23 protein-coding genes are annotated in these 23,580 nt (G+C 41.4%); 19 read left to right on the forward strand and 4 right to left on the reverse strand.

All coding sequences use genetic code 11. The features are described 5' to 3' along the window. Window positions 1–22: 22 nt before the first annotated feature. From NXG61_RS04040 to NXG61_RS04125, 18 genes are all read left to right on the forward strand, one after another. Window positions 23–406, forward strand: a complete 384-nt coding sequence (locus NXG61_RS04040) for a hypothetical protein (RefSeq protein WP_196604091.1) — start codon at window positions 23–25, stop codon at window positions 404–406. A gap of 384 nt (window positions 407–790) precedes the next feature. Then, the gene (locus NXG61_RS04045) at window positions 791–2,140 is read left to right on the forward strand and encodes a cytochrome ubiquinol oxidase subunit I (RefSeq protein WP_196604090.1); all 1,350 of its coding nucleotides are present in this window, start codon (window positions 791–793) and stop codon (window positions 2,138–2,140) included. Beyond that, window positions 2,140–3,150: a cytochrome d ubiquinol oxidase subunit II gene (cydB, locus tag NXG61_RS04050; protein ID WP_196604089.1), complete on the forward strand. Its 1,011-nt coding sequence runs from the start codon at window positions 2,140–2,142 to the stop codon at window positions 3,148–3,150. Before NXG61_RS04045 ends, cydB begins: the two co-directional genes overlap by 1 nt. 91 nt (window positions 3,151–3,241) lie before the next feature. After that, window positions 3,242–4,960, forward strand: a complete 1,719-nt coding sequence (cydD, locus tag NXG61_RS04055) for a thiol reductant ABC exporter subunit CydD (protein WP_307223277.1) — start codon at window positions 3,242–3,244, stop codon at window positions 4,958–4,960. Beyond that, on the forward strand, window positions 4,957–6,645 hold the full coding sequence (gene cydC, locus NXG61_RS04060) for a thiol reductant ABC exporter subunit CydC (protein ID WP_307223275.1): 1,689 nt from the start codon (window positions 4,957–4,959) through the stop codon (window positions 6,643–6,645). The genes cydD and cydC overlap by 4 nt, the downstream gene beginning before the upstream one ends. Window positions 6,646–6,673: 28 nt before the next feature. Continuing rightward, window positions 6,674–7,216 carry an ECF transporter S component gene (locus NXG61_RS04065; RefSeq protein WP_307223273.1) on the forward strand — a complete coding sequence of 181 codons (543 nt, stop codon included), beginning with the start codon at window positions 6,674–6,676 and terminating at the stop codon, window positions 7,214–7,216. 58 nt (window positions 7,217–7,274) lie between these two features. Next, window positions 7,275–8,447 (forward strand): phosphopentomutase, encoded by a 1,173-nt coding sequence (locus tag NXG61_RS04070; protein ID WP_307223271.1) that lies wholly within the window; start codon window positions 7,275–7,277, stop codon window positions 8,445–8,447. Window positions 8,448–8,511: 64 nt separating this feature from the next. After that, window positions 8,512–9,834, forward strand: coding sequence for a pyrimidine-nucleoside phosphorylase (locus NXG61_RS04075; protein ID WP_307223269.1), 1,323 nt, complete (start codon window positions 8,512–8,514; stop codon window positions 9,832–9,834). 12 nt (window positions 9,835–9,846) lie between these two features. Further along, complete coding sequence (locus NXG61_RS04080; protein ID WP_196604083.1) at window positions 9,847–10,248, forward strand: cytidine deaminase; 402 nt, start codon at window positions 9,847–9,849, stop codon at window positions 10,246–10,248. Window positions 10,249–10,438: 190 nt separating this feature from the next. After that, on the forward strand, window positions 10,439–11,194 hold the full coding sequence (locus tag NXG61_RS04085) for a MurR/RpiR family transcriptional regulator (protein ID WP_307223265.1): 756 nt from the start codon (window positions 10,439–10,441) through the stop codon (window positions 11,192–11,194). A gap of 134 nt (window positions 11,195–11,328) precedes the next feature. Next, a complete protein-coding gene (locus NXG61_RS04090; RefSeq protein WP_307223263.1) occupies window positions 11,329–12,180 on the forward strand; it encodes a tagatose bisphosphate family class II aldolase in 852 nt (283 codons plus the stop codon). 17 nt (window positions 12,181–12,197) lie between these two features. Continuing rightward, window positions 12,198–13,112, forward strand: coding sequence for a 1-phosphofructokinase (gene pfkB, locus NXG61_RS04095; RefSeq protein WP_307223261.1), 915 nt, complete (start codon window positions 12,198–12,200; stop codon window positions 13,110–13,112). Further along, a complete protein-coding gene (locus NXG61_RS04100; protein WP_307223259.1) occupies window positions 13,109–13,570 on the forward strand; it encodes a PTS sugar transporter subunit IIA in 462 nt (153 codons plus the stop codon). Before pfkB ends, NXG61_RS04100 begins: the two co-directional genes overlap by 4 nt. A gap of 10 nt (window positions 13,571–13,580) precedes the next feature. Next, on the forward strand, window positions 13,581–14,060 hold the full coding sequence (locus NXG61_RS04105; protein WP_307223257.1) for a PTS sugar transporter subunit IIB: 480 nt from the start codon (window positions 13,581–13,583) through the stop codon (window positions 14,058–14,060). Window positions 14,061–14,099: 39 nt separating this feature from the next. Continuing rightward, complete coding sequence (locus tag NXG61_RS04110) at window positions 14,100–14,894, forward strand: PTS mannose/fructose/sorbose/N-acetylgalactosamine transporter subunit IIC (protein WP_307223256.1); 795 nt, start codon at window positions 14,100–14,102, stop codon at window positions 14,892–14,894. A gap of 22 nt (window positions 14,895–14,916) precedes the next feature. Next, complete coding sequence (locus tag NXG61_RS04115) at window positions 14,917–15,741, forward strand: PTS system mannose/fructose/sorbose family transporter subunit IID (RefSeq protein WP_307223253.1); 825 nt, start codon at window positions 14,917–14,919, stop codon at window positions 15,739–15,741. 17 nt (window positions 15,742–15,758) lie between these two features. Next, on the forward strand, window positions 15,759–16,793 hold the full coding sequence (locus tag NXG61_RS04120) for a zinc-dependent alcohol dehydrogenase (RefSeq protein ID WP_307223251.1): 1,035 nt from the start codon (window positions 15,759–15,761) through the stop codon (window positions 16,791–16,793). A 31-nt stretch (window positions 16,794–16,824) separates the two neighbouring features. After that, on the forward strand, window positions 16,825–17,601 hold the full coding sequence (locus NXG61_RS04125) for an SDR family NAD(P)-dependent oxidoreductase (RefSeq protein ID WP_432748972.1): 777 nt from the start codon (window positions 16,825–16,827) through the stop codon (window positions 17,599–17,601). A 157-nt stretch (window positions 17,602–17,758) separates the two neighbouring features. Here the strand turns inward: NXG61_RS04125 and NXG61_RS04130 are convergent, their stop codons facing one another. The 4 genes from NXG61_RS04130 to NXG61_RS04145 form a co-directional block, all read right to left on the reverse strand. Further along, window positions 17,759–19,177 carry a DUF362 domain-containing protein gene (locus NXG61_RS04130; protein WP_307223247.1) on the reverse strand — a complete coding sequence of 473 codons (1,419 nt, stop codon included), beginning with the start codon at window positions 19,175–19,177 and terminating at the stop codon, window positions 17,759–17,761. Between the two features lie 266 nt (window positions 19,178–19,443). Continuing rightward, a complete protein-coding gene (locus NXG61_RS04135; RefSeq protein ID WP_231038517.1) occupies window positions 19,444–20,610 on the reverse strand; it encodes a hypothetical protein in 1,167 nt (388 codons plus the stop codon). A gap of 36 nt (window positions 20,611–20,646) precedes the next feature. Then, window positions 20,647–21,429 (reverse strand): histidinol-phosphatase HisJ family protein, encoded by a 783-nt coding sequence (locus NXG61_RS04140; protein WP_307223244.1) that lies wholly within the window; start codon window positions 21,427–21,429, stop codon window positions 20,647–20,649. A 32-nt stretch (window positions 21,430–21,461) separates the two neighbouring features. After that, entirely contained in the window at window positions 21,462–21,719 is a 258-nt protein-coding gene (locus tag NXG61_RS04145) for a TIGR03905 family TSCPD domain-containing protein (RefSeq protein ID WP_196604075.1), read from the reverse strand. A 524-nt stretch (window positions 21,720–22,243) separates the two neighbouring features. Here NXG61_RS04145 and NXG61_RS04150 point away from each other — a divergent pair. After that, on the forward strand, window positions 22,244–23,566 hold the full coding sequence (locus NXG61_RS04150; RefSeq protein ID WP_196604074.1) for a UDP-glucose dehydrogenase family protein: 1,323 nt from the start codon (window positions 22,244–22,246) through the stop codon (window positions 23,564–23,566). The last annotated feature ends 14 nt before the right edge of the window (window positions 23,567–23,580 follow it).

Below are 23,580 nucleotides of genomic sequence, written 5' to 3' on the forward strand. Positions count from 1 at the left end.
TATGCAGGACTGTGATTGAATTATGAGCGAAGAATCCGGGCGGACGGTTTATGGTGGAGAACAGAATATAAAAATGGCTCTTATGCAGATGATCAACGAAGGAAAAGACCCGTATGAAATCATTCTTTATATGGCGGATTATCTGGAAAGAATTTCAGGTGAAAAGGGATATAAGGAAAATGTAAGGGATTGTATACAATCCGTTTACGGAATAGGCCTTGATGAAGAAGGCCCTTTGAATTCGGCTCTTATGCAGGTGCGTCAGCGTTGCCAGCAGCTGGAAACGTCAATGGCCGGCATAGAGGAAGAAGATGTAAAAAAGCGTATTTTATTTGCCGTTGAACACCATAAAAAATTTGCGGCTTTTCTTGAAAATAAAATAAAAAAGGCAAGGGATAAGCATTAATAAGGGCAGAATTCTGTCTGCCTTGCAGTGCAGTGTATATTACTATTTAGTAAATATATGATATGATAAATATCACGAATTGTCTTAAAATGATGCAATATTACAAAAATCCAGGTCGCAAGACCTGGATTTTTGTAATATATGATAGATTAAATTTATATATTGAAGGAAAATAACAAAATATTAGGAAAACAGGCAGGTGCATTTTAAATAAAAAGCGTATTATTATAATATGCATTAAGAATCCCCTAAGAAAATTTTTTGAATGAAAAGAAATACGGTATTAGTTTATATTATTAAGTAATAACAGATTGCATTTTTCTTTATAAAAAATTATACTATATCACAGGTATTATATTTTGCTTGAATGGGGAGGATACAGATATGGATGTTATTACATTATCGCGCTTGCAGTTTGCGATAACCACTATTTACCATTTTTTATTTATTCCGCTGTCTTTGGGATTGTCTGTGCTTGTTGCTATACTGTCGACGATATATTTAAAGAACGGAAATATTGTCTATAAGCAGCTGGCAAAATTATTTGGCAAATTATTCACTATTTCTTTTGCCATGGGTGTCGTCACAGGGATTGTTCAGGAATTTCACTTTGGGATGAACTGGTCCGAATACTCCAGATTCATGGGGGATATTTTCGGGGCACCGCTGGCGCTTGAAGCTTTGACGGCTTTCTTTTTGGAATCTGTTTTTCTTGGGGTATGGATTTTCGGCGAGAACAGACTGCCAAAAAAAGTGCACTGCCTGTCTATATGGCTCGTGGCGTTTGGCAGTAATTTGTCATCGTTCTGGATTCTTGTTGCCAATTCTTTTATGCAGCATCCGGTAGGCTTTGCTCTCAATAACGGACGCGCTGAAATGACAGATTTTTTTGCACTTATAACTAATCCTTATGTTTTTGGTCAGTTTGCGCATGTTATGACCTCCGGCATTGTTACGGCAGGCATATTGGTCGTTGCCGTCAGTGCCTATAAGCTGCTGCGCGGTGAAAATATTGGTATTTTTAAAACTGGTATCAGAGCAGGAGCCATATATGCAGCTATCGGTCTTTTTGCCGTTATGGGCAGCGGACATTTGCATACACAATATGTAGGAAGCGCGCAGCCTATGAAATTGTCTTCGATGGAGGCTTTGTGGGAAGATGCGGATCCTGCCCCTTTTACACTGTATGCAACGATCGATACACAGAAGGAAGAAAACGAAAATACGATTGAGGTTCCTTATGCATTGTCATTTATGCTATATAATTCACCAAACGGGGAAGTCAAAGGGATAAAGACACTGCAAAAAGAGGACCAGAAAAAATATGGCTATGATAATTATATACCAAATGTGCCGCTGTTGTTCTGGAGTTTTAGGATAATGCTTGCCTGCGGCGGAATCATGCTTTTAATGATGCTCGTGACTTTATATATGAGCTTTACGAACCGTCTTTCAGAATATAATACTACGTGGCTGCGGCTGCTGATGCTGGGAGTATTTCTGCCGTTTATTTCCAATACGGTAGGCTGGTATATAGCGGAAGGCGGACGTCAGCCGTGGATGGTTACCGGGCTGCAAAAAGTGGCTGATGCTGTGTCGCAGAATATAACATCGACAGAGGTCTGGATATCACTTATTGGCTTTACTGTGGTTTACGCGCTGCTGGCGATTGCTGCATTGTTTGTTGCCGCTAAGGTAGTCCGGCAGGATGTTACTGAAGGGAGCGGTTTATAATGGATTTACAGGTATTATGGTTTATATTGGTAACTGTTTTATTCACCGGCTTCTTCTTTCTGGAAGGTTTTGATTACGGCGTGGGTATCCTTCTGCCGTTTGTCGCTAAGGATGATGATGAGCGGCGTATGCTGATAAACAGTATAGGGCCTGTGTGGGACGGTAATGAAGTATGGATGATAACCGCGGGCGGAGCGCTGTTCGCAGCCTTTCCGCATGTTTACGCTACTATGTTCAGCATGCTTTACATGGCTTTGTTCCTGATGCTCATAGGGCTTATAGTGCGCGGGGTAGCCTTCGAATTTCGTGGTAAACACCATACTGCCTGCTGGCGCAGCTTATGGGACTGGATGATATTCATCGGCAGTTTTCTTCCCGCATTTTTGTGGGGAGTGGCAGTCACCAATCTCATGAAAGGTTTTATGATTAACGGTGATAAGATATATATGGGAACGTTTTGGGATTTGCTTTCCGTGTATACTGTAATAGGCGGGATAACCTTTGTGCTTGTTTTTGCCTTTCACGGACTGACATTTTTGTCATTGAAAATAGACAAGGAATCAGCGCTTATGCCTCGTTTTCGCTTGGTCGGTACATGCCTTGGCGGGACGGCAGCTGTTTTTTATTTGATATGCATTGCCTTGACATACGCAAATACGGACGTATATAAATCGTCATTATGCCTTGGTTTAATGATTTTGGCGGCGCTGGTGTTTGTGCTGGCTATAATCGCACGTCGTCAAAATAGCAGCGGAACAGCTTTTATCGGCAGTTCTTTAGCTGTGGTGCTGACGACAGTGAGTGTTTTTGCCGGACTGTTTCCGAGGATACTTATTTCAACGATGAATCCGGAATGGAGTCTCACTATAACAAATGCTTCTTCCTCACCGTATACTCTTTCGATAATGACGATAGCCGCTTTGATTTTTGTGCCAGTGGTGATTATTTATCAGGGATGGACATATTGGATATTTAGGAAGCGCATAACGGTCAATGATTTGAAGCATTGACATGAAAGAATAAAATTCTCAGCGGACGGGGCGGCAGTCATATGCTGATAAACTGTATGGGTGTCCGACTGTTAGGGTAGGGAAATAGTTTATGATTGATAAGAATTTGTTGAAAGAATTGCAGCCTTATAAATATAAAGTGGTCATGATAATTCTTTGTGATGTCGTATCTGCTCTGGTCATTGCGGTGCGCTGCTATTGTCTGGCTTCTTTTATTGATAAGATGCTGTTTTCCCGTTTGAGCAGGGAAGCGGCAGTGCCTCAGCTGGCGCTGCTGCTTTTTCTTTTTTCACTTGAAGCGGCAGCTAATTTGGTTATACGGTTTGCCGCACATGATATTTCGCTTGATATAAGAAAAAAAATACGCGGCGCATTTATAAAAAAATTGGCATGCAGCAGTCCCATGTCATCCATATATGATGTAAATATACTGCAGATGGTGACTAAGGGAGTGGATTCATTTGAACCGTATTTTTCAAAATTTTTGCCGCAATTGTCATTGACGGCAATATTGCCGATAGTTATTTTAATCACGGCTTTTTATAATGATTGGATATCTGGTCTTATATTTTTATTTACGCTGCCATTGATCCCCTTTTTTATGGTACTTATAGGAAAAAGAGCACAATCGGAAAATAATCGGCAATGGGCGGCACTGGCACATTTAAGCGAGCTTTTTTCTGAACTTTTGGCCGGGATGGCTGTAATTAAGATTTACAATCAGGGAAAAAGGCAGCTGGAAAAAACGGTGTGGGCAGGTGAAAGGTTTTCACAGGCGGTACTGAAGGTTCTCCGTATAGCCTTTTTATCAGCTTTTTTTCTGGAACTCATAGCAACTTTAAGTATCGCTGTGATTGCCGTAAATATTGGTCTGCGGCTTTTGTACGGACAGGCGGATTTTTTGCCGGTATTTTTTATTTTGCTGCTGGCTCCTGAATTTTATAAGCCATTGCGCCAAACAGGCAGTATGTTTCATGACGCGATGGGGGCAATTACAAATGCCGGAGAAATTTTTGCGGCAATTGAAGAAAAAAATGCAGCAGCAGGAAAAACAATGATTAATTTGACCGAGGCACCTCAGATAAAATTTTCCTCTGTGGGATATCAATATAACAGCCAGCGTGAAAATGCGCTGAAAAAAATTGATTTAAATTTTGCTGCAGGAAAGGTTACGGCTATCGTGGGACGCAGCGGAGCAGGCAAATCTACTGTATTTTCATTACTGTTAAAATATATTTCACCGATTTCAGGTAAAATACTTATCGATGGTGTGGATATTACCACCCTGGATGAAAGGGCATGGCGGAGCAATATTGCCTATGTGCCGCAGCAGGCGCATATATTTAATGCCACCCTGCGAGAAAATATCTGCATGGGAAAAACGATAAGTGATGAAAAGATAAAGAATATTATAAAGTTGGCGGGCTTGCAGGAGCTGACGGACGTCATGCCGAACGGATTGGAAACACTGGTGGGCGCCGGTGCGCGCGGACTAAGCTGCGGACAGGCAAGACGGGTAGCTATTGCCAGAGCATTGTTAGTCGAATCTTCTGTTGTGATGCTGGATGAACCAATGGAAGGTTTGGATATAATGACCGAGAAGGCAGTCTGGGCGGGCATTAAAGAAATGGTAAAAAACAGGACAGTGATAGTCATAGCACATCGATTATCATCAATAGAAAACGCGGATATGATCTATGTTATGGACAGTGGCGCAGTGTCGGAGTGCGGAACAGATGTATCGCTGCGTGCAGAAGGGGGCATTTATTGTAAAATGCTTGAAGCCGTTTCAGGAGGCGGGTTGGCATGAAAAAAAGAAAATGGCTTTTGCTGCGGTCAATTATGCCTTATTTACTGCTTTCTGTATTCATTGGTTTTTTGTGCAACATGAGTGTGGTCGGGCTTATGGCGGCTTCTGCCTATCTTGTCACCAGTGCGGCACTGCATACACCGCTCTATGCTTTGGCTCTGGCTATAACAGGTGTACGCGCATGCGGTATCAGCCGTGCCGTTTTTCGCTATGCCGAAAGATATATTTCACACAATGCGGCTTTTGCTGCATGGCGTGAATTACGTTTTGAAGTTTATAAAAGTGTTATGCGGGCATTGCCTTTTTCTGAGCAAACTATACATAGCGGTGATGTATTCATGACAGTGATAGAAGCGCTGGATGAATTGCGGGATGCAGTTTTGCGGCTTTTTTTACCTCCTTTGGGCGGTTTTTTGCTGACGGCAGCGCTGTTTGTGTTCCTCTTTCCATACGATAGAACCGCTGCGGGGGTTTTTGCGGTATCGTTTTTTATAATAACGATAATGGTACCGTTTATTTTTCACCCGCGCAGGAAAAAACTTCTTTCTGCTCTGCAGACAGAGTTGTATGAATTTATAGACGGTGCATCGGATATGGCAGCTTTTGGTTATGCCGGAAGACGGGCTGAGCTGGCACAGAGTAAGATAGAAGAGACAGCTGCGGCAGAAAAAAGATCGTTTCGCTCCACTGCGGCAGCTGAGATGACAGCGCAGCTTATTGCCGCCGCAGCTATAGTGTTTATACTGGGGATTTTTATAGAGTCACAGTCGGCAATGACAGGCGTGGAAGCTGCGGTACTGCTTTTGGTGGTCATGGCGGCATTCGAGGTGATTCTTCCTCTCGCCGGTCTGGGAGGGCAGTGGCAAAAGGCCGCCGATGCCTTCGCGCGTCTTGATCTGCTTTTGCAGGCGAGAGAAAATAAATTACCCAGCTCTCATTTGGACTCACCGCCAAAAGAAAATTTGCTGACGGTACAGGAGCTTTCTTTTTCTCATCCGGGAGAAAAACTGCTGTATAAAAAACTTGATTTTTCTTTGGGCAAGGGAGAAAAAACAGCACTTATAGGCAGCAGCGGGAGCGGGAAAAGTACTATAGTGAACCTGCTGGTAAGGTTGTTGGCATATAACAGCGGAGCTGTCTTCTGGAAAGAACGCATTTATAACGATATTGCCGAGGAAGAAATAAGAGAAAAAATAAGAACAGCTTTGCAGGAACAGTATATTTTTGACACGACGATAAGAGAGAATTTTAAAATTCTTTACCCGGAAATAAATGATGAAGAAATATATGCGGTGCTGCAGTCGGCCGGGCTGGGGGATTTTATCGAACAATTGCCCGAAAGGCTGGATACGGACATCGGCCGTGACGGCAGATATTTATCAGGCGGACAGCGCCGGCGGTTGATTATTGCGCTGGCTCTTGCAAGAAAGTCACCGCTGCTTATTCTCGATGAACCGACAGCGGGTCTTGATGCCTTATCAGCCGGTGAAATAGTCGAAACAATAATGAAGGTGTCAGCGGAAAAAAATGTTTTTGTGATAACACATGATCTGAGCCGAATTGAAAAATTTGATAGAGTGCTTATTCTTGATGACGGCAGAATAGCCGAAGCGGGAAAACCGGCAGACTTGATCAAAGCAAATGGTTTATTTGCCGAAATGATGTGCTGCCGCAATATTATTTAAGAAAAATAAAAGTTGAGGAACCGAGTTTATGGAATTTAATAAGGTAAGATTTTTGACCAGTATGGCTATGCTGACCGCAGTGTCATTGGTGTTGGTGGCAGCTGTTGCATTTCCGGTTATTCCGGCAGCATCGTATTTAAAATATGATCCGGCGGATGTACCTATATTGCTGGGAACTTTTTTATTTGGAACATCGGCGGGACTGCTTCTGACGGCAATTACAGCTGTTCTGCAGGGGCTTTTAATAAGCACGGATGGCGGTCCTATCGGCATATTAATGCATTTTTTTGCTACGGGAAGTTTCGTTTTGGTGGCAGGTACTATTTATCATAAGGCAAAGACAAGAAAAGCAGCCTGTGCTGCGCTTTTGTCAGGGACATTGACTATGACCGTTGTCATGGTGGTGTTTAATCTGATCTTTACACCTCTTTTTCTGGGAGCGCCAATGGAAAAGATAGTAGAGATGCTGCTGCCTGTTATCATTCCGTTCAATTTGTTGAAGGCGGGGATAAATTCCATCCTGACCTGGATAATCTATAAGCCTGTGAGTAAATTTGTGCATCGAGAATAGTTTATAATATAAAGAAACATGGATTTTTAATTTGCAGCTGAATTGTGGAGGTAGGAAAATGGATATAAACAGAGTGTTTCTGATTGTTCTTGACAGTTACGGCATGGGTGCCGCTCCTGATGCGGACAGGTTTGGCGATCATGACTGCAATACACTGCGTTCTATTGTTTCATCGGAAGAATACTTGACGCCTAATATGAAAAGGATAGGTCTTTTTAATATTGACGGAGTCGATTATCTTGAAGGTGAAGCAGATCCAATAGGAGCATTTGCCCGCATGCAGGAAAAATCAATGGGAAAAGATACGACGACCGGTCATTGGGAAATAGCAGGAATTATTTCTCAAAAGGCATTGCCCACATATCCCAGCGGTTTTCCGCAGGAAGTGATAAAGGAACTTGAGCAGGCTTTTGGCAGAAAAATACTTTGCAATAAACCTTATTCAGGAACTCAGGTCATTCATGATTACGGACAGGAACATGAAAGCACGGGAGCCCTGATAGTGTACACATCGGCGGACAGTGTGCTGCAGATAGCAGCGCATGAAGCAGTTGTCCCTTTGGAAAAATTATATGAATATTGTAGGATAGCACGCGGGATAATGAAGGGAAAGCATTCAGTGGGACGGATCATCGCAAGGCCGTTCACGGGGAAATACCCGAATTATGAAAGAACACCGCATCGTCATGATTTTTCTTTGCTGCCACCGGCAGATACAATAATTGATGCATTGCAGAAAAATGATCTTGCCACAATATGCGTGGGAAAAATTTCAGATATCTTTGCAGGTAGGGGCGTTGGCAGATATGTACCCATTGAAGGCAATGAAGATGGGATGAGAAAAACTATAGCGGAACAGGCAGAAGATTTTAAAGGCTTATGTTTTGTCAATTTAGTAGATTTTGATATGAAATACGGACATAGACGTGATACTGACGGATATGCCCGTGCTGCAACTGTATTTGACAGTCAGCTTGGCGCATTTATGGCAGGTATGCGCGAAAATGATATACTTATGATTACTGCCGATCATGGCTGCGATCCCAAAGCTCCAGGTACAGATCATACCAGAGAATATGTTCCGCTGCTTCTTTTCGGCAAAAAAATAAGGGCGGGTATAAATCTGGGTACACGTACGACTTTTGCGGATATTGCGGCAACGGTGGCCGATATATTCCATGTTCCCTTTAAAACGCAGGGAAAAAGTATGACGGATAAAATATTATTGTGATATGATATTTGTCTGTAATATGTCTTAAGCAGGCTAAATATTGAGAAAGTCGCGGGAAAATATAATGAGAATATTTGATATCATTACGAAAAAGAAGCACGGCGGCATTCTGACGGATGAAGAAATAAGCTATATGATAAATGCCTTTGTGAAGGGGGACATAGCCGACTATCAGATGGCGGCTATGCTGATGGCAGTGTGGTTTCAAGGAATGAATGACCATGAACTTTCAGTTTTAACGCAAGTTATGGCGAAGTCAGGGGATAGCGTAGATTTATCGGCTATTGAGGGGGAAAAAGCCGATAAGCACAGTACCGGCGGTGTTGGGGATAAAACTACACTGATAGTAGCACCGCTTGTGGCTGCATGCGGCGGTAAGGTCGCAAAGATGTCGGGACGGGGACTTGGACATACAGGCGGAACGATTGATAAACTGGAATCTATACCGGGATTGCGCACATCGCTGACAAGAACAGAATTTTTTTCCATTGTTAATAAAATCGGCTTGTCTGTCATAAGTCAGACGGGAAATATTGCTCCTGCCGATAAAAAAATATACGCATTGCGTGATGTAACAGCTACAATTGATAGTATACCTTTGATAGCTTCATCCATAATGAGCAAGAAACTTGCTGCCGGCAGTGATTGTATAGTGCTTGATGTAAAGACTGGCAGCGGTGCTTTTATGAAAACTTTGGACGAATCGATAGAATTGGCACAAAAAATGGTATCTATAGGAGAAAGGGCCGGCAGAAAAACAGTGGCATTGATCACTGATATGGATATTCCGCTCGGGGCGGCCATAGGCAATTCGCTGGAGGTCATTGAATCTGTTGAAACACTGCGGGGCAGCGGTCCGGACGATTTAACGGAAATATGTTTGCAGCTGGCGGCTAACATGCTGCATCTGCTTGATAAAGGCAGTGTGCCTGAATGCCGGGCAATGGCAAAAAATGCTATAAATAACGGGAGTGCCTTAGAAAAATTTGCGGCTATGGTCCAAGCACAGGGCGGTGATGCATCTTTTATTTACGATACTCACAAATTTGCGGCAGCGCATTATTCCAGAAAAATTCTTGCAGCCGCTGATGGTTTTATCAGTAAAATGAATGCTGAAAAATGCGGTATAGCAGCAGCTATCCTGGGGGCAGGACGCGAGATCAAGGGTGCTGAAATAGATTCTTCGGCAGGAATAATGATCCGAAAAAAATATGGTGAAGCAGTGAGAAAAGGAGATATTTTAGCTGAATTATTTACCTCAGAGGAAAAGCGTCTGGAGGAAGCAGAACACATATATAAGGATGCTGTTGCAATAAATGAAAAAGAACCGGAAAAAATACCATTGGTTTTTGCACGAATTGAAAGTGAAAAAATTGAAAGATACTGAGGAGTATTCCCTATGGAAATAGAAAATAGTCTGCTTGAAGCTGCGAAAAAGGCGAGAGAATATGCATACTGTCCCTATTCCGGGTTTAAGGTGGGGGCGGCTGTTCTGGGCAAAAGCGGCAGAATATATACAGGCTGCAATATAGAAAATGTATCTTATGGACTCACTAATTGTGCTGAACGAACAGCTATCTTCAAAGGAATCTCAGCGGGGGAAAAAGAATTTGAAATATTGGCAGTGACCGCCGATACTAAAGCACCTGTTGCACCATGCGGAGCTTGTCGCCAGGTTATGGCGGAGTTTAGGATAAACAGGATAATCATGAGCAATATGCAGGGCAAAAGAAAACAGGCATTATTGGAAGAGTTACTGCCTTTTTCTTTTGACGAGGAGAAACTGCGTCAGAATAAGTGAGGGAATCTGCATACAAAGAGACGAAGATAAATTTTACCGGGCAATCATAAGAAACCAAATAAATTGTAAGATGCAATATCGAGCGGTGAAAATATAGGCAGATTATAAATGTATGATATCAAAAGAATGTTATTGTACTTGGCAGGAAAAGAGTTTATGGGCAGCTGTAGGAGAGGACTTGTGAATAAAAATGCTTATAAATATTGACAGATATATAGTGGAAAGGCTGTCAAAAACAGAATTATCAATTATTCAATATATAAATGAAAAGGAAAAAGAATTGTCGGATATGTCGATTGTGGATATTGCTTTTGAAACTTTTACATCACCGGCTACTGTTTCCAGGGCTATCAGAAAATGCGGTATAAATGGATTCAATGAATTGAGATATAGGCTCAATTTACCAAAAGATAATAAAGAATTAATAAGCATTAACGAGATAATGAAAAAAACTTTGATAGAGGCAAATGAGGTTTTGCAAAGGATATCATTAAAGGATGTCCTGGACGTCGTAAATGAGATAACAGGAGCGTTTGATAAGCAGATTTATATTTTCGGAAGGGGACCAACAGAGCAGGTGGTCAAAGAATTTTCTCTGCGATTGCAATTGCTAGGATATAATGTTTTAGCGACAGAGGATCCCACTATTATGGTTAAAATAAGCCAACGATCCAATAATCAATTGATTATATTATTTTCTTTGAAGGGAGAAACCAAGGAACTTATAGAGGTGGCTGAGAATTGTTATTTAAATAAAGCTAAGCTGATTGTGATTAGTTGTGCGTCCGATAGTCCCTTGCTGCAATATGCGTCACATTATCTGCTTGGATACTATCATAAAAAAATTGCAATAAAAGAATTTGATGTCACCTCACGAATACCGTTGTCGATGATATCACGCATAATAGTTGATTATTTAGTGGAAAAAAATAACGAAAAAACATAGAGCTGCCGTATTGATTGTTTGTAAAACAATTTTTACGACGGCTTTTTCTATTATTTTTCAAATTGCGAAAAGATTTTCATGATTAAGTATTTTATAATAACAGCGTGAAGATAAATTCAATAGGAGTGATAATAATGATATTATCAACAAGGCAAATGTTAATAGATGCACAGGAAAATCATTACGCTGTTCCCGCATTCAACATCCATAACATGGAGACTCTTCAAATTGTCGCTCAAACTGCAGTTCATATGAGATCGCCTCTTATAATTGCTGCTACACCGTCCACCGTTACTTATGCGGGCGCGGATTATCTTGTAGCAATGGCGGAAACGGCTGCACAGACTGCTGATATTCCTATAGCACTGCATTTGGATCATCATGAGGATATAAAAACAATAGAGGAAGATATTGATGCCGGGTTCAGTTCATGTATGATAGATGCGTCAATGCTTCCCTTTGAAGAAAATGTAGAAAAAGTGAAAAAAGTAGTCGCGTATGCACATAGATATGATGTTACAGTCGAAGCAGAATTGGGCAAGCTGGTCGGGATAGAGGACGATGTGACGGTGGAGGCCGAAGATGCTGTCTACACCGACCCGGATAATGCGGCTGACTTTGTGGAGAGAACAAAAATAGATTCATTGGCGGTAGCTATTGGTACAGCCCACGGCTTGTATAAAGGAAAACCAAAGCTGGATTTTGCAAGACTTGAAGCTATCCGCAGCCGGATAAGCATACCCCTTGTGCTGCATGGCGCATCAGATGTACCCGATGAATTGGTGGAAAAAGCTATAGCTTTGGGCATATGCAAAGTGAACATAGCCACTGACTTGAAAATACCGTTCTCGCAAGCGATAAAAAAATATTTTGCCGATAATCCATCGGCAAATGATCCGCGCCAGTATATGACGCCCGGAAAAGAAGCCATGAAAAAAATAGTGGAGCATAAAATCAAAGTCTGCAAAAGTGCCGGCAGATATTGATTCGGGGAGAATATTAGATGATTTATACTTTAACTATGAATCCTGCGATTGATTTTAATATTACCGGAAGCAATATCAGGAAAAATTATGTAAACAGAACGTGGTCTCCGGTATATACACCAAACGGCAAGGGCGTAAATGTATCGCTGGTATTAAAGCATTTTGGGTATAAATCGGTTGTAATGGGTTTTTTCGGAGGATTCAGCGGCAGATATATTATTGAGGAATTGCGAAACGCCGGCGTTGAAGCAGAACCTGTATGGGTGGACGATATCACAAGGATAAATGTGTTTTTAAACGACGGAGACGATGAGTATAAATTTGTCAATAAAGGACCGTTCGTATCCGGGGAAAATCAGCGGGAACTGCTGCGGAAGATAGAAAATCTGGCGGACTGTGAATATCTGTCTATAAGCGGCAGCCTGCCGCCGGGAGTGGATGAGGAGTATTATGACAAAATAGCTCGGATATGCAAAAAAAAATATATAAAGCTGATTCTGGATATAAGCTCACCTTATTTAAAGGAACTGCTCAAATATGAACCGTTTCTTATTAAACCCAATGATGATGAGGCAAGGCAAATATTCGGCTATGAAATCATTTCCGATGAGAGTGCAGCAGCAGCTTTGGCCAGTCTCAGCAAGCAGGGTGCCAGAAATATTTTGCTGACCATGGGAGACAAAGGAGCATACTTCACAGACGGCAATGAAATTTATTTTTCTACAGCGCAGAAGATCAAGCTGCTCAGCTCAGCATGTGCGGGAGATTCGGCTTTAGCAGCTTTTTTAAGCGAATTTCTGCATGGGGGAAGAATTGAAGATGCCATGAAGAAATCGGCAGCTACAGGAGCTAATGTCGCTGAAAGCAATGCTTTGGGAAATTTTTCCAATGTGGAAAGATACAGTGAAAACATAAGCATAAAAAAATTATGAAATATTGTATTGAAAATGAGGGATGCAAATTGATCGGTATTTTATTGGTAACGCACGGAAACTTTGCTGATGGGTTAAAAAATGCGGTTGAATTGATTGCAGGACGACAGGAGGCATTTAAGACAATAGGACTTTATCACGGAGACGGAATAGAAGTTTTCCAAAATAAAATTTTAGATGCGGTAAATGAACTTGATATAGGTAAGGGTGTACTGGTGTTTGTCGACATTTTAGGAGGATCGCCTGCCAATGCTGTTTTGAATTTGTTGAAAAATAATAATTTCAAGGCTATAGCGGGAGTGAATATGCCGATGGTATGCCATGCGGTATTAAAAAGAAATTCGGATATAGATGTGACAGAGCTCTTCAGGCAGTGTATTTCGTCAGGAAAGGAAGCCCTGATAGGGCTTAATGAATTGTTTGAGAATATGCATAAAGATGTTGAAAATGATTTTTAGGAGGGGAAATATGATGGAAAATGTGGTTTTAGTCAGAATTGACGACAGGCTTATACATGGACAAGTTATGACATCGTGGCTTAATTTCACGCAGGCAACAAAGATAATGGTTATAGATGACGATGTTGCAGGAGATCTATTTATGAAAAATGTTTTAAAAAATGCTGTTCCCGGTAATGTTGGACTTGGAGTTTTTTCGGTTGATCGGGCAGCTGAGCGTTTAGTAAAAGGATTTAAGGATCATGACAAGGTCATAATATTGGTTAAATTTCCGAAAACACTGTATCGTTTGCTGGAAAAAGGAATTAAATTTGACAATATAAATATAGGCGGTATGGGTGCTAATATAAACAGACATAAATTTTATAAAAACATATCTGCCTCAGATGAAGAACGTGAAATATTTAAAAATATGATGGACAAAGGATGCAAATTGGAAATTAGGATTATTGCAGAAGATAATAGAATTGATATTGCCAAATATTTATAATATTGGAAATAAATTTTTATTAAAAAGGGAGAGGACACTATGGAAATTTCCTTAGTACAGGCATTTTTAATCGGTATAGTTTATTATCTAGGAATTAATGGGACTCCGTGGCTAACTTGTCTGGGAAGTACTATTATTCAAAAACCACTTGTTTCAGGCCTTATTGTTGGAATAATTTTAGGAGATCCTGTGACAGGTGCGATAATTGGCGCAGCAATAAATTTGCCTTTTATTGCTTATATTTCAGCTGGCGGTGCACCGCCTACTGATCCGGGATTAGCAGGAACATTAGGAACTGCATTGGCAATGGCTGCCGGAGTCAGTCCCGCCGTTGCTATTACAATTGCTGTGCCATTGGGGTTATTAGGAACAATTATATGGGTCATCCATATGACTGTTGATGTGTTTTTTGTCCACATGATTGATAAATGCGCATTAGATGGTGATATGAAAAAAGCATGTTTTCTTCATATTGTTCCACCGCAGATCATTGCCTTTATAATAGGTGTTGTTCCAGTCATGTTAGGTTGTTACTATGGTGCCGATATAGTTTCTGCAATCATTGCAATACTTGACGGAACACCGCTTAAGGTTCTTGAAGTGATAGGCGGTATTCTTCCCGCTATCGGTATTGCTATGAATTTGAGAGCTATAAATAAACCAGGAATTCTTCTATGGTTCGTTTTGGGATTCGTCGTTACGGTATACCTTGGTCTTACTACTATGCCTATCGCTATCATAGCGGGAATTGTTGCTTATTTATATACGGGAATTATGGTGAATATCGAAGATAAAAATCTCACTGTCTCAGTGGAAGATAACGATGATTTTTGAAATAAGAGGAGTGTAAATTAATATGAAGGATAAGGTCAGCCTCAGTAAGAAGGACATTTTGAGTGCATTTTGGAAGTGGACGTTTTTTTCTCATGCTAATTATAATTATGAAAGACTGCAAGCCAGCGGGGTTTTGTTTTCGATGTCGCATCTGCCTAAAAAATTATACCCGGGAGATGAAAAAGCTCAAAAAGCTTTCATGCAACGTCATATGCAGTTTTACAATACTGAACCGCATTTTGGCGGCATAATAAACGGTATGGTTTTGTCCATGGAAGAAGCCCGCGCCAACGGTGCAGATATTCCCGATGATGCGATAAATAGTGTAAAGACCGGACTGATGGGACCGTTTGCCGGAATTGGTGATACCCTATGGCAGGGTACTCTACAGCCGATACTGCTAGCGGTCGGTATCAGTATTGCTGCAGCTGGTAATATGCTTGGGGCAGCCGTATTTGGTATCACAGAAGCAATCATAATGCTTATGATTGCTTATATTATGTACATGCGCGGCTATAAAACAGGTAAGGATGGCGTACAGGCAATTTTGGGAGGAGGAAAAATGAAGCAGCTTATGGCAGCGGCCTCCATAATGGGAGCAACTGTGCTGGGATCGTTAACAGCAAGCTACGTGAAGGCACAGTCTACTATGAATATACCTTTAGGACAGGCACAATTATCACTTCAAACAGACATATTAGATAAATTGTTTAAAGGAATGATTCCTCTGGGGATTACGCTGCTTACGCTGTATCTGCTAAAAGATAGGCAGTTGAAAGCCACAACTGTTATGGTGATTTTGGTTATTATAGGTGTCATACTGGGTGTAACAGGGATCGTTGGTTGATTGGGAGGAAATAATAAATGAAAACAGCAGTATTTACCGGAATTAGAGAAGTCGGTTTGCAGGAATGTAAAACTCCTGTTGCAAAAGGAAATAAGGTTTTGGTAAAAATAGATGCTTGTGCGATCTGCACGTGGGAACAGAGAGTTTACACAGGTGTCAACAAGGTGGAATTTCCCTTTATCGGCGGGCATGAAATTGCAGGAGAAATAGTTTCCATGGGGGATGATGTCAATAAAACAGAATGGACCATTGGCGATAAGGTAGTTGTGGGAGCTACGTTGCAATGCCGCAATTGTTATTATTGCAAAACCGGGAATTCACAAAGCTGCGAACATTTTAATCACAGTGCACATTTGGAAGGGCTGCCATATAGAGGAATGGGCGGCTTAAGTGAATATTTGTTGGTTTCGCCTGATTGCATATTCAAATACAGGAACGCATCACCAAATGAAGCGTGTATGATAGAACCCCTGTCCTGTGTCATTCACAGTGTGGAGACAGCAGATGTGCAGATGGGAGATTTCGTATTGATAATAGGTGCAGGGATTATGGGTCTGCTTCATACGATACTGTGCCAGAGGAGAGGCGCTGCAGTAATAGTTTCGGATGTTAACGAAGAACGTTTGGATTTGGCACGGAGATTGGGTGCCTCACATGTAATAAATCCATCAAAGCTTGACTTGGGTAAAACCGTGGAAGTTATCACAAAGGGAATAAAGGCGCAGGTAGTTTTTGATACCACACCTATTCCGGCTGTTGTGCAGGACACTTTCAAGTGTGTCAGCAATGCCGGCAGAATTGTTTTATACAGCTCAATTCATCCTGCCGAACCTGTATTATTCGATCCCAACTGGGTGCATGGTAAATCCATAGGGATATTGGGAACTGCCAATTCCAATGACCGGGATTTCATGCGGGCGGCACAGATGATTTCAGAAGGTGTAATTGATTTAAAACCATTTATAAGTGAAGTCTATCCGTCAGAAAAAATACAGGCTGCATTTGAATCGGTAGCAAAGGCAGATAAGTTCAGAGTAGTAGTTACTTTTTAATTCAGAAATTGCAAAGGGATGATGAAAAATCATGCTGATGAAGGATAAATCAGTAGTAATAACTGGTGCCGGCAGCGGTATAGGGGCTTTTACGGCAAAGGTATTTTCAGCGGAGGGTGCTAATATATCTTTATTGGATATAGACGAGGCAGGGATCAATGCTGGTTATGATTCAATAATTAAAGCAGGTGGTGCAGTATTAAAACAAAAAATTGATATAACAAATAGGGATGATGTTTTCAAGGCAGGAAGTGCAGCTATTAATAAATTTGGAAAAATAGATGTATGGATAAACTGTGCCGGGATATCAATAATTGTTCCTTTTTTAGATTGTACGGAAGATATATGGGATAAAACTCTGTCTGTAAATTTAAAAGGAATGTACCTGGGATGTCAGTGTGCAGTAACTCATATGCTGAAAAATGGCGGGGGAAGCATTATTAATTTCTCTTCCCAATCAGGCAAAAAAGGTGGAGCAAGGTACCAGGCATATTGCGCCAGTAAAGCCGGAGTTATCGGATTGACCCAATCTGTGGCGGTTGAATTTGCTCAGCAAAATATCAGGGTGAATGCTATTTGTCCGGGAGTTGTAAAGACACCGATGTGGGATAGGCAAATAGACGATTACGCCAAAAAACGTAAATTGAAACCATCAGAAGTTATGCCGTATTTTTGCAAAACAATCCCCATGGGACGTGTCTGCGAATATTCTGAGGTGTCTGATCTGGTGCTGTATCTGGCTGGTGACAGGGCATCGTATATTACAGGACAGGCAATAAATCTGACCGGAGGAAGTTTGATGAGTTAAGTATATTATGGAAGAGGTTTTACTATAACAATATTTGTGAAAATTTGTTTAGTTTGTCTGCTTCTTCTATCAGGTTTCAGTGGCTCTCAGCAGTGGTTGATGATAGAGGTATTATATAAATTAAATAAAAATATGGCAAAACAACAGGCTGTTTCTGTTATTTTGCCATATCAATATATATAAGTTCAATACCGTTGTTGCCGCCGCGATTGCGACTGTAATTTTTATCATTTTCATCTGCCCAGTGTTCATGGGTACCAAGATTCTTTACTGCATGGCCCATTCCATCATAGTAAACGGTTCCGGACGGTGCATCTGCCACCTGACCGGCTTCATGCAGATAGCTTTCTATTTCCGGGTGATAACGTATCGCACCATTTTCACTGAGGATAGCGGGTTCATTCAGCAGAAAATCAGCACCGACGGAATCGACGGCTACGGGATCCTGCGACACAAATATACTGGAGGCATAGTTGCCATTGAAGGGAGATTGCTGCCATTTTGAATTTTCACCTGTAACAGCGGCTTCTTCACTGGGCGCGGTTATCAGAGCGTCAAGCATGTACAATATAGTTTTACCGCCCAGCTGCCTGTTGGCCATCAAATCGACCAAAGGCGTGTAGGCGTCCATTTTTTTGTCTGTCATAAATGGATGAAGATTGGCGCCGACAGGAGGGCGAACATAGTTGTCGTTCATAAATGAACCAAAATTATTTTTAGCACACAGGGATATGCCCCAGCTGTGTCCCTTTAAATTGGCCAGATTGATAATATAGGATGCTTCTGTCACGACTGTCGGAAGATAGCTGACAACATCACTGCCGTCAAACTTCTGCGACCAGATCAGAGGTGTATTTTTGTCGGCTGCGGCATTGTCTCTGCCAATGAAATGTATACCATTAAGTTTTCCCTCGGTACACATGGCGATCATATATTTAGGAAAAATCCGTGAGACATCGTACACTGAGATGTCTTCAGGATGCACACCGGCACTGTCGACTAATGATATTAAAACTGCTTTTAATAAAACTGGATTGGCATAACTTATCTGTGTATTGCCCGAGCTGTCTTCGCTGTATTCGGATGTGCCGTTAAGATTTACTTTTATGGCTATTTTCTGGCCCGGCGTGTAGCCTGTCAGGATGCCCTGCATTTCATTATGCTTTGTGAAAAGCATATTCCATCCGGCAGAGGCATTATTTGTCCCTGTGAGCGAGGTTATACTTTTTTCCACCATCTGGAGGATTGCATTTTTATCGAAATGCTCTGTATTCCACCAATAGCCGTTACCATCCCATCGGACACTGGCCGGATCATGAGCCCAGACCACGCGGCCGGGATATATGCCAATCCCAGAGCCGTATGGTTCATGATAAGGGAAGGCAGATTGTCTGTTATGATAAATTATATCTTGAAAAGAGCCGCTGGCAGTATTGGCAATATTGACTAATTTTGTTTTTTCCTGCGGAGATATAAAATCCGTCAGCAGCTGTTTTCCTGCCGAAAAATTGATATTGGTGATGATCAGATATGCCAGCAGAATGGCAGGCAAAAATATAAAAAATGTTTTTATCAAAATACATCATCCTCGGGTATTATATAGTAAAAAATATAAAAACCAATAACATTAAGATACCACGTCAGCATTTTGATTGCAATGCCGGCAGAATGCATATAAAAAGGTATTATAAATTCGGGCAGGTGTTCTGCTGTTTCGTATTCAGGGATTATTTTTATAAGATAAAACAAAGGCTTGAATGGACAGATCGTACATATCCATTCAAGCCTTTGTCTTTGGATGCGATTGAGCAAAGGGCAGTTATCGGTCCTTATCTATTTAAATTATAGATGTTCCTTCAGATCATTTTGCGAACCGGAATTATATTGGCTGAGCGTCGCTGTATTTGAAGCCACTGCCGAAGAATTGCTGTTGTCAGAGCGCTCGCTTAATATATCTTCTGAAGACGAATTGGACTGGCTGACTGTTTGAGCGGCAGAAACAAGAGCGTTGTCTGTTGAAGCACCGTTGGTTTTTACACCATAGAGAGTCATATCTGATTTGGTTTGGATAAAAAGTTCAGTTCCCGCGGGCAAATCAATATTCTTTCCCTTGACGAAGAGTCCGCCGACGATGCCGATAGGGCCGAGAAGAGCAATACCGGCAATGCTGGCCCCGGCAGCCATGGCTTCAGATTTCATTTCTTCTTTTGCTTTTTCACCCAGAATTGTTTCGACCATGGTACCGTCAAACGCCTGTGTCTGTTCAAAATCAATATTGACTTTGCCGTCGCGACCAAAATTTTTTGCCGTCTGCACACTGGTAACATGTCCTTCACCGAGACCTCCCGCAGCAAAAACAAGGCTGCCGTTAGATATGACATCCTCGGCAATTTGATACTTTATTTCGTCGCTGGCTTTCATCGTTTCCGAATTGATTGGAGTGATAAGTTTTATTTTTATCAGAGTATTCGCTGGCACCAGGGTATGCGAGAGCGGAATGGCCTGCTGTGAAGTGCCGAAAGCAGCGCTGCCGAGAGACAACATGCGATTATAAAAAGTACCGTCTTTTGCCTTGCCGTACAGTGTATTTTCTAAATCGGCAAGCCGCTGGCTGATAGAATGCATGGACACCTGATGCATTAAAGTCCATTCTATGCCATTCATTTGTGCTATTGCCGAAGGAGCGTAGTTATTATCGAATATCTGACCGTAAATACTGTCTATACGTGCAGAAAGGCTGCTGCTTTTATGTTCACCATAATAATCACGTTCAAGCTTATTCAGTCTGTCCATTATTGCACCTGTCTGCGGTGTGCCGTAAATTGCCTTTTCGGACGCGGAGAGCTTATCCTGCAGTGCATTGCCGGCTATGGAGTCACCTGCGGAAACAACTGATGTGCCGGTCGTTATGGCAGCATCCGCAAATGTGACAGTGGTAGAAGACATGGTGAGGGCAATGCATAATACGGCAGATAATGTCTTGAAGTTTTTCTGGGAAAAATTTTTCATACGGAATCCCCTTTCGGAATCGGGCAAAATTTATGTTTATAGCATAGAAACCGGCTGTCGGTTTTTAAAATACACAGGAATAAGGCCGCAGTTTTTTAAGAAACATGAAGCTTCTTCCAGTTTATAACCGACTGCATCTGCAGTATGGGCATCAGAGCCAATCGTTGCATAACGTCCGCCCATATTATGGTAACGTGTATAAATAGATGTGAGGGAAGAGACAGCTTCTTTGTCGGCAAAGCGTCTGGTATTAACTTCCGGTATTATATCATTGGCCAATGCCGTCTGCCATATTTTGTCTATGTGAGACGGAAACTCATCATAACGCAGCTGTTTATCTTCATAAGGTGCCTTGCGGCATATATAGTCAATATGCCCTAAAACATCACCAAAAGGATGTGCCGTCAGCATATCCGCAATAGTTTGCAGATATATGCCGTAGGCTTCATTTTTACATTTTCCCTGATAATATTCGGGAAAATATATGTCGCAGCCTTCTATGATATGCTGTGATACTATGACCATATCGAAAGGAGATTTTTTTATAAATTCACCGCTTTGCAAAGCTGTCTGCGCTTGCATTCCTATTTCGACTCCGAGCAGAAAATGATTTGTTTCACGGTATTTTCGGTAAAGGGCAAAGTAATCAGCCGCATCGAATTCATATAAATCATCACCGGGGAAGTCAAAATCAATATGCTCCGTCGTGATAAGACCTAAACCCATAGCTTGAGCGATTTTCAGCGCATCTTCGATTTTCATATCGGAATCAGCCGAAAATTTTGTGTGAGAGTGGCAATCAAATAAAATAATACTCACTTCCTTCCAAAAATATAGACAGGCACAGTTTTTTAATGTTTTGCTGATAGAGCTGCTTTAAGTGCTCTTGAAAGCTGATCAGGGCATGAAGTAGTGCGCGGACCGCATTTTATGCCGTCGAAACGAGCAATCACATCATTGGCATCCATGCCGCGGGTAATACTGGAGATGCCCTGCAAATTGCCATTGCATCCGCCGATAAAAGAAATATTTTTGATAATTGAGCCATCCAGCTCAATATTTATCTGGCTGGAACATGTGCCAGCTGTTTTGTATGTGTAAGTGTTCATCAATTCTCTCCAAACAGTATAAATTTTTTAGCATATTATAATCTGACAGGGATAGGCTAAAAATATATTTTATCCCTTCTTACTGGAATTATGCTTTTAATTATATCAAAGTTTACGTGTCTTTTGTATGGGGAATAAAGAAATGTTGCTCAAATCTTGTGTGTAAAATTAAAAAAATTATTATGAAGTCAGTACATGAATAAATAGTTTACTTTGCCGAGTAATTTTTCTTAGATAAAAATACCAATATTTTTGCTGACATATTTTTAAAGAGATTACTGGAAAAGTGCCCTCTGCGAATTATTATGAATGAAATTTTTTGCTGCATTTTTTGTGATATTTACGTATTTCATCAAAGCACTTGTAAAATTCCTATAAATATAGGAAAATATAGATTAAATGATTATGTATGCGGTTTATATATTCCGACGATGGGATCAGCATGAATAGTTTGTTATTTGCGTAACAATATAGAGAAACTGCTGCAAAAAGAGAAAAGGGATCGTTTTGGGGAGAAGATTATTTTGAAAATAGCAATGATCGGCACGGGATATGTGGGACTTGTCACGGGAACGTGCTTTGCAGAAACCGGTAATGATGTTATTTGTGTGGACGTTAATGAAAAGAAAATAAATGAGCTGCGCAATGGCAATATTCCTATTTATGAACCGGGTCTTGCTGATATGGTGAAAAATAACCATGCACGGGGAAATTTGGCGTTTACTACTGATATAGGGGAAGCTCTGAAAAAAGCAAATGTCTGTTTTATTGCGGTCGGAACACCAATGGGTGAGGACGGCAGCGCAGATCTTCGCTATGTGTTGGCTGCCGCGCGCGATATAGGCAGAAATATGGTGCATGATATGTACGTGGTGGATAAATCGACGGTACCGGTAGGAACGGGAGAAAGAGTCAGAAGCGCTATCGCCGAAGAATTGAAAAAACGGAACAGTGAGCTTAAATTTGATATAATATCAAATCCTGAATTTTTAAAGGAAGGAAATGCCTGTGCCGATTTTATGACACCGGACAGAGTAATAATCGGATCGGAAAATCCGGCATCAATCGAAGTGATGAAGGAACTTTATGAACCGTTCATACGCTCCAGAGAGGTTTTTATAATTATGGATGTGAAGAGCGCCGAGCTTACAAAATATGCGGCCAATGCAATGCTGGCGACAAAAATATCCTTTATAAATGAAGTGGCCAATATTGCTGAACGTGTCGGCGCCGACGTAAATAAAGTGCGTCACGGCATAGGGAGCGACCGGCGCATAGGGTATAGTTTTATAAATCCGGGATGCGGCTATGGCGGAAGCTGTTTTCCAAAAGATGTGCAGGCTTTGATCAAAACAAGCAGTGAATATGGTTATGAAGCCGAACTTTTGCAGTCGGTTGAGAAGGTCAATGCAAATCAAAAGAAAGTCCTTGGCAGAAAAGTAGTTAATATATTTGGCGATGATTTGAGAGGCAAGGTTTTTGCCGTATGGGGGCTGGCTTTTAAACCGGGAACGGATGATATGAGGGAAGCGCCGTCTATCTCTCTCATACGCGAACTGGTTTCCCGCGGAGCTGAAGTGAAAGTATATGATCCTAAGGCAGCAGGTATGGCGCGCGAATTTTACCTTAAGGATATCGCTGTCACATATACGGACAATAAGTATGATGCTTTGGACGGAGCTGATGCACTCGTTTTGGTAACGGAATGGAAGGAATTTCAAAGTCCGGATTTTATGGAAATCAAGAACAGACTGAAGGGAAAATATATCTTCGATGGGCGTAACCAGTATAAAGTGAAAACACTTGAAAAATTTGGATTATCATATGTACAGATGGGTGTCAGATAAAATATGTCTGCAGC

It is taken from the genome of Pectinatus haikarae, from assembly GCF_050916305.1.
GTDB lineage: Bacteria > Bacillota > Negativicutes > Selenomonadales > Selenomonadaceae > Pectinatus > Pectinatus haikarae.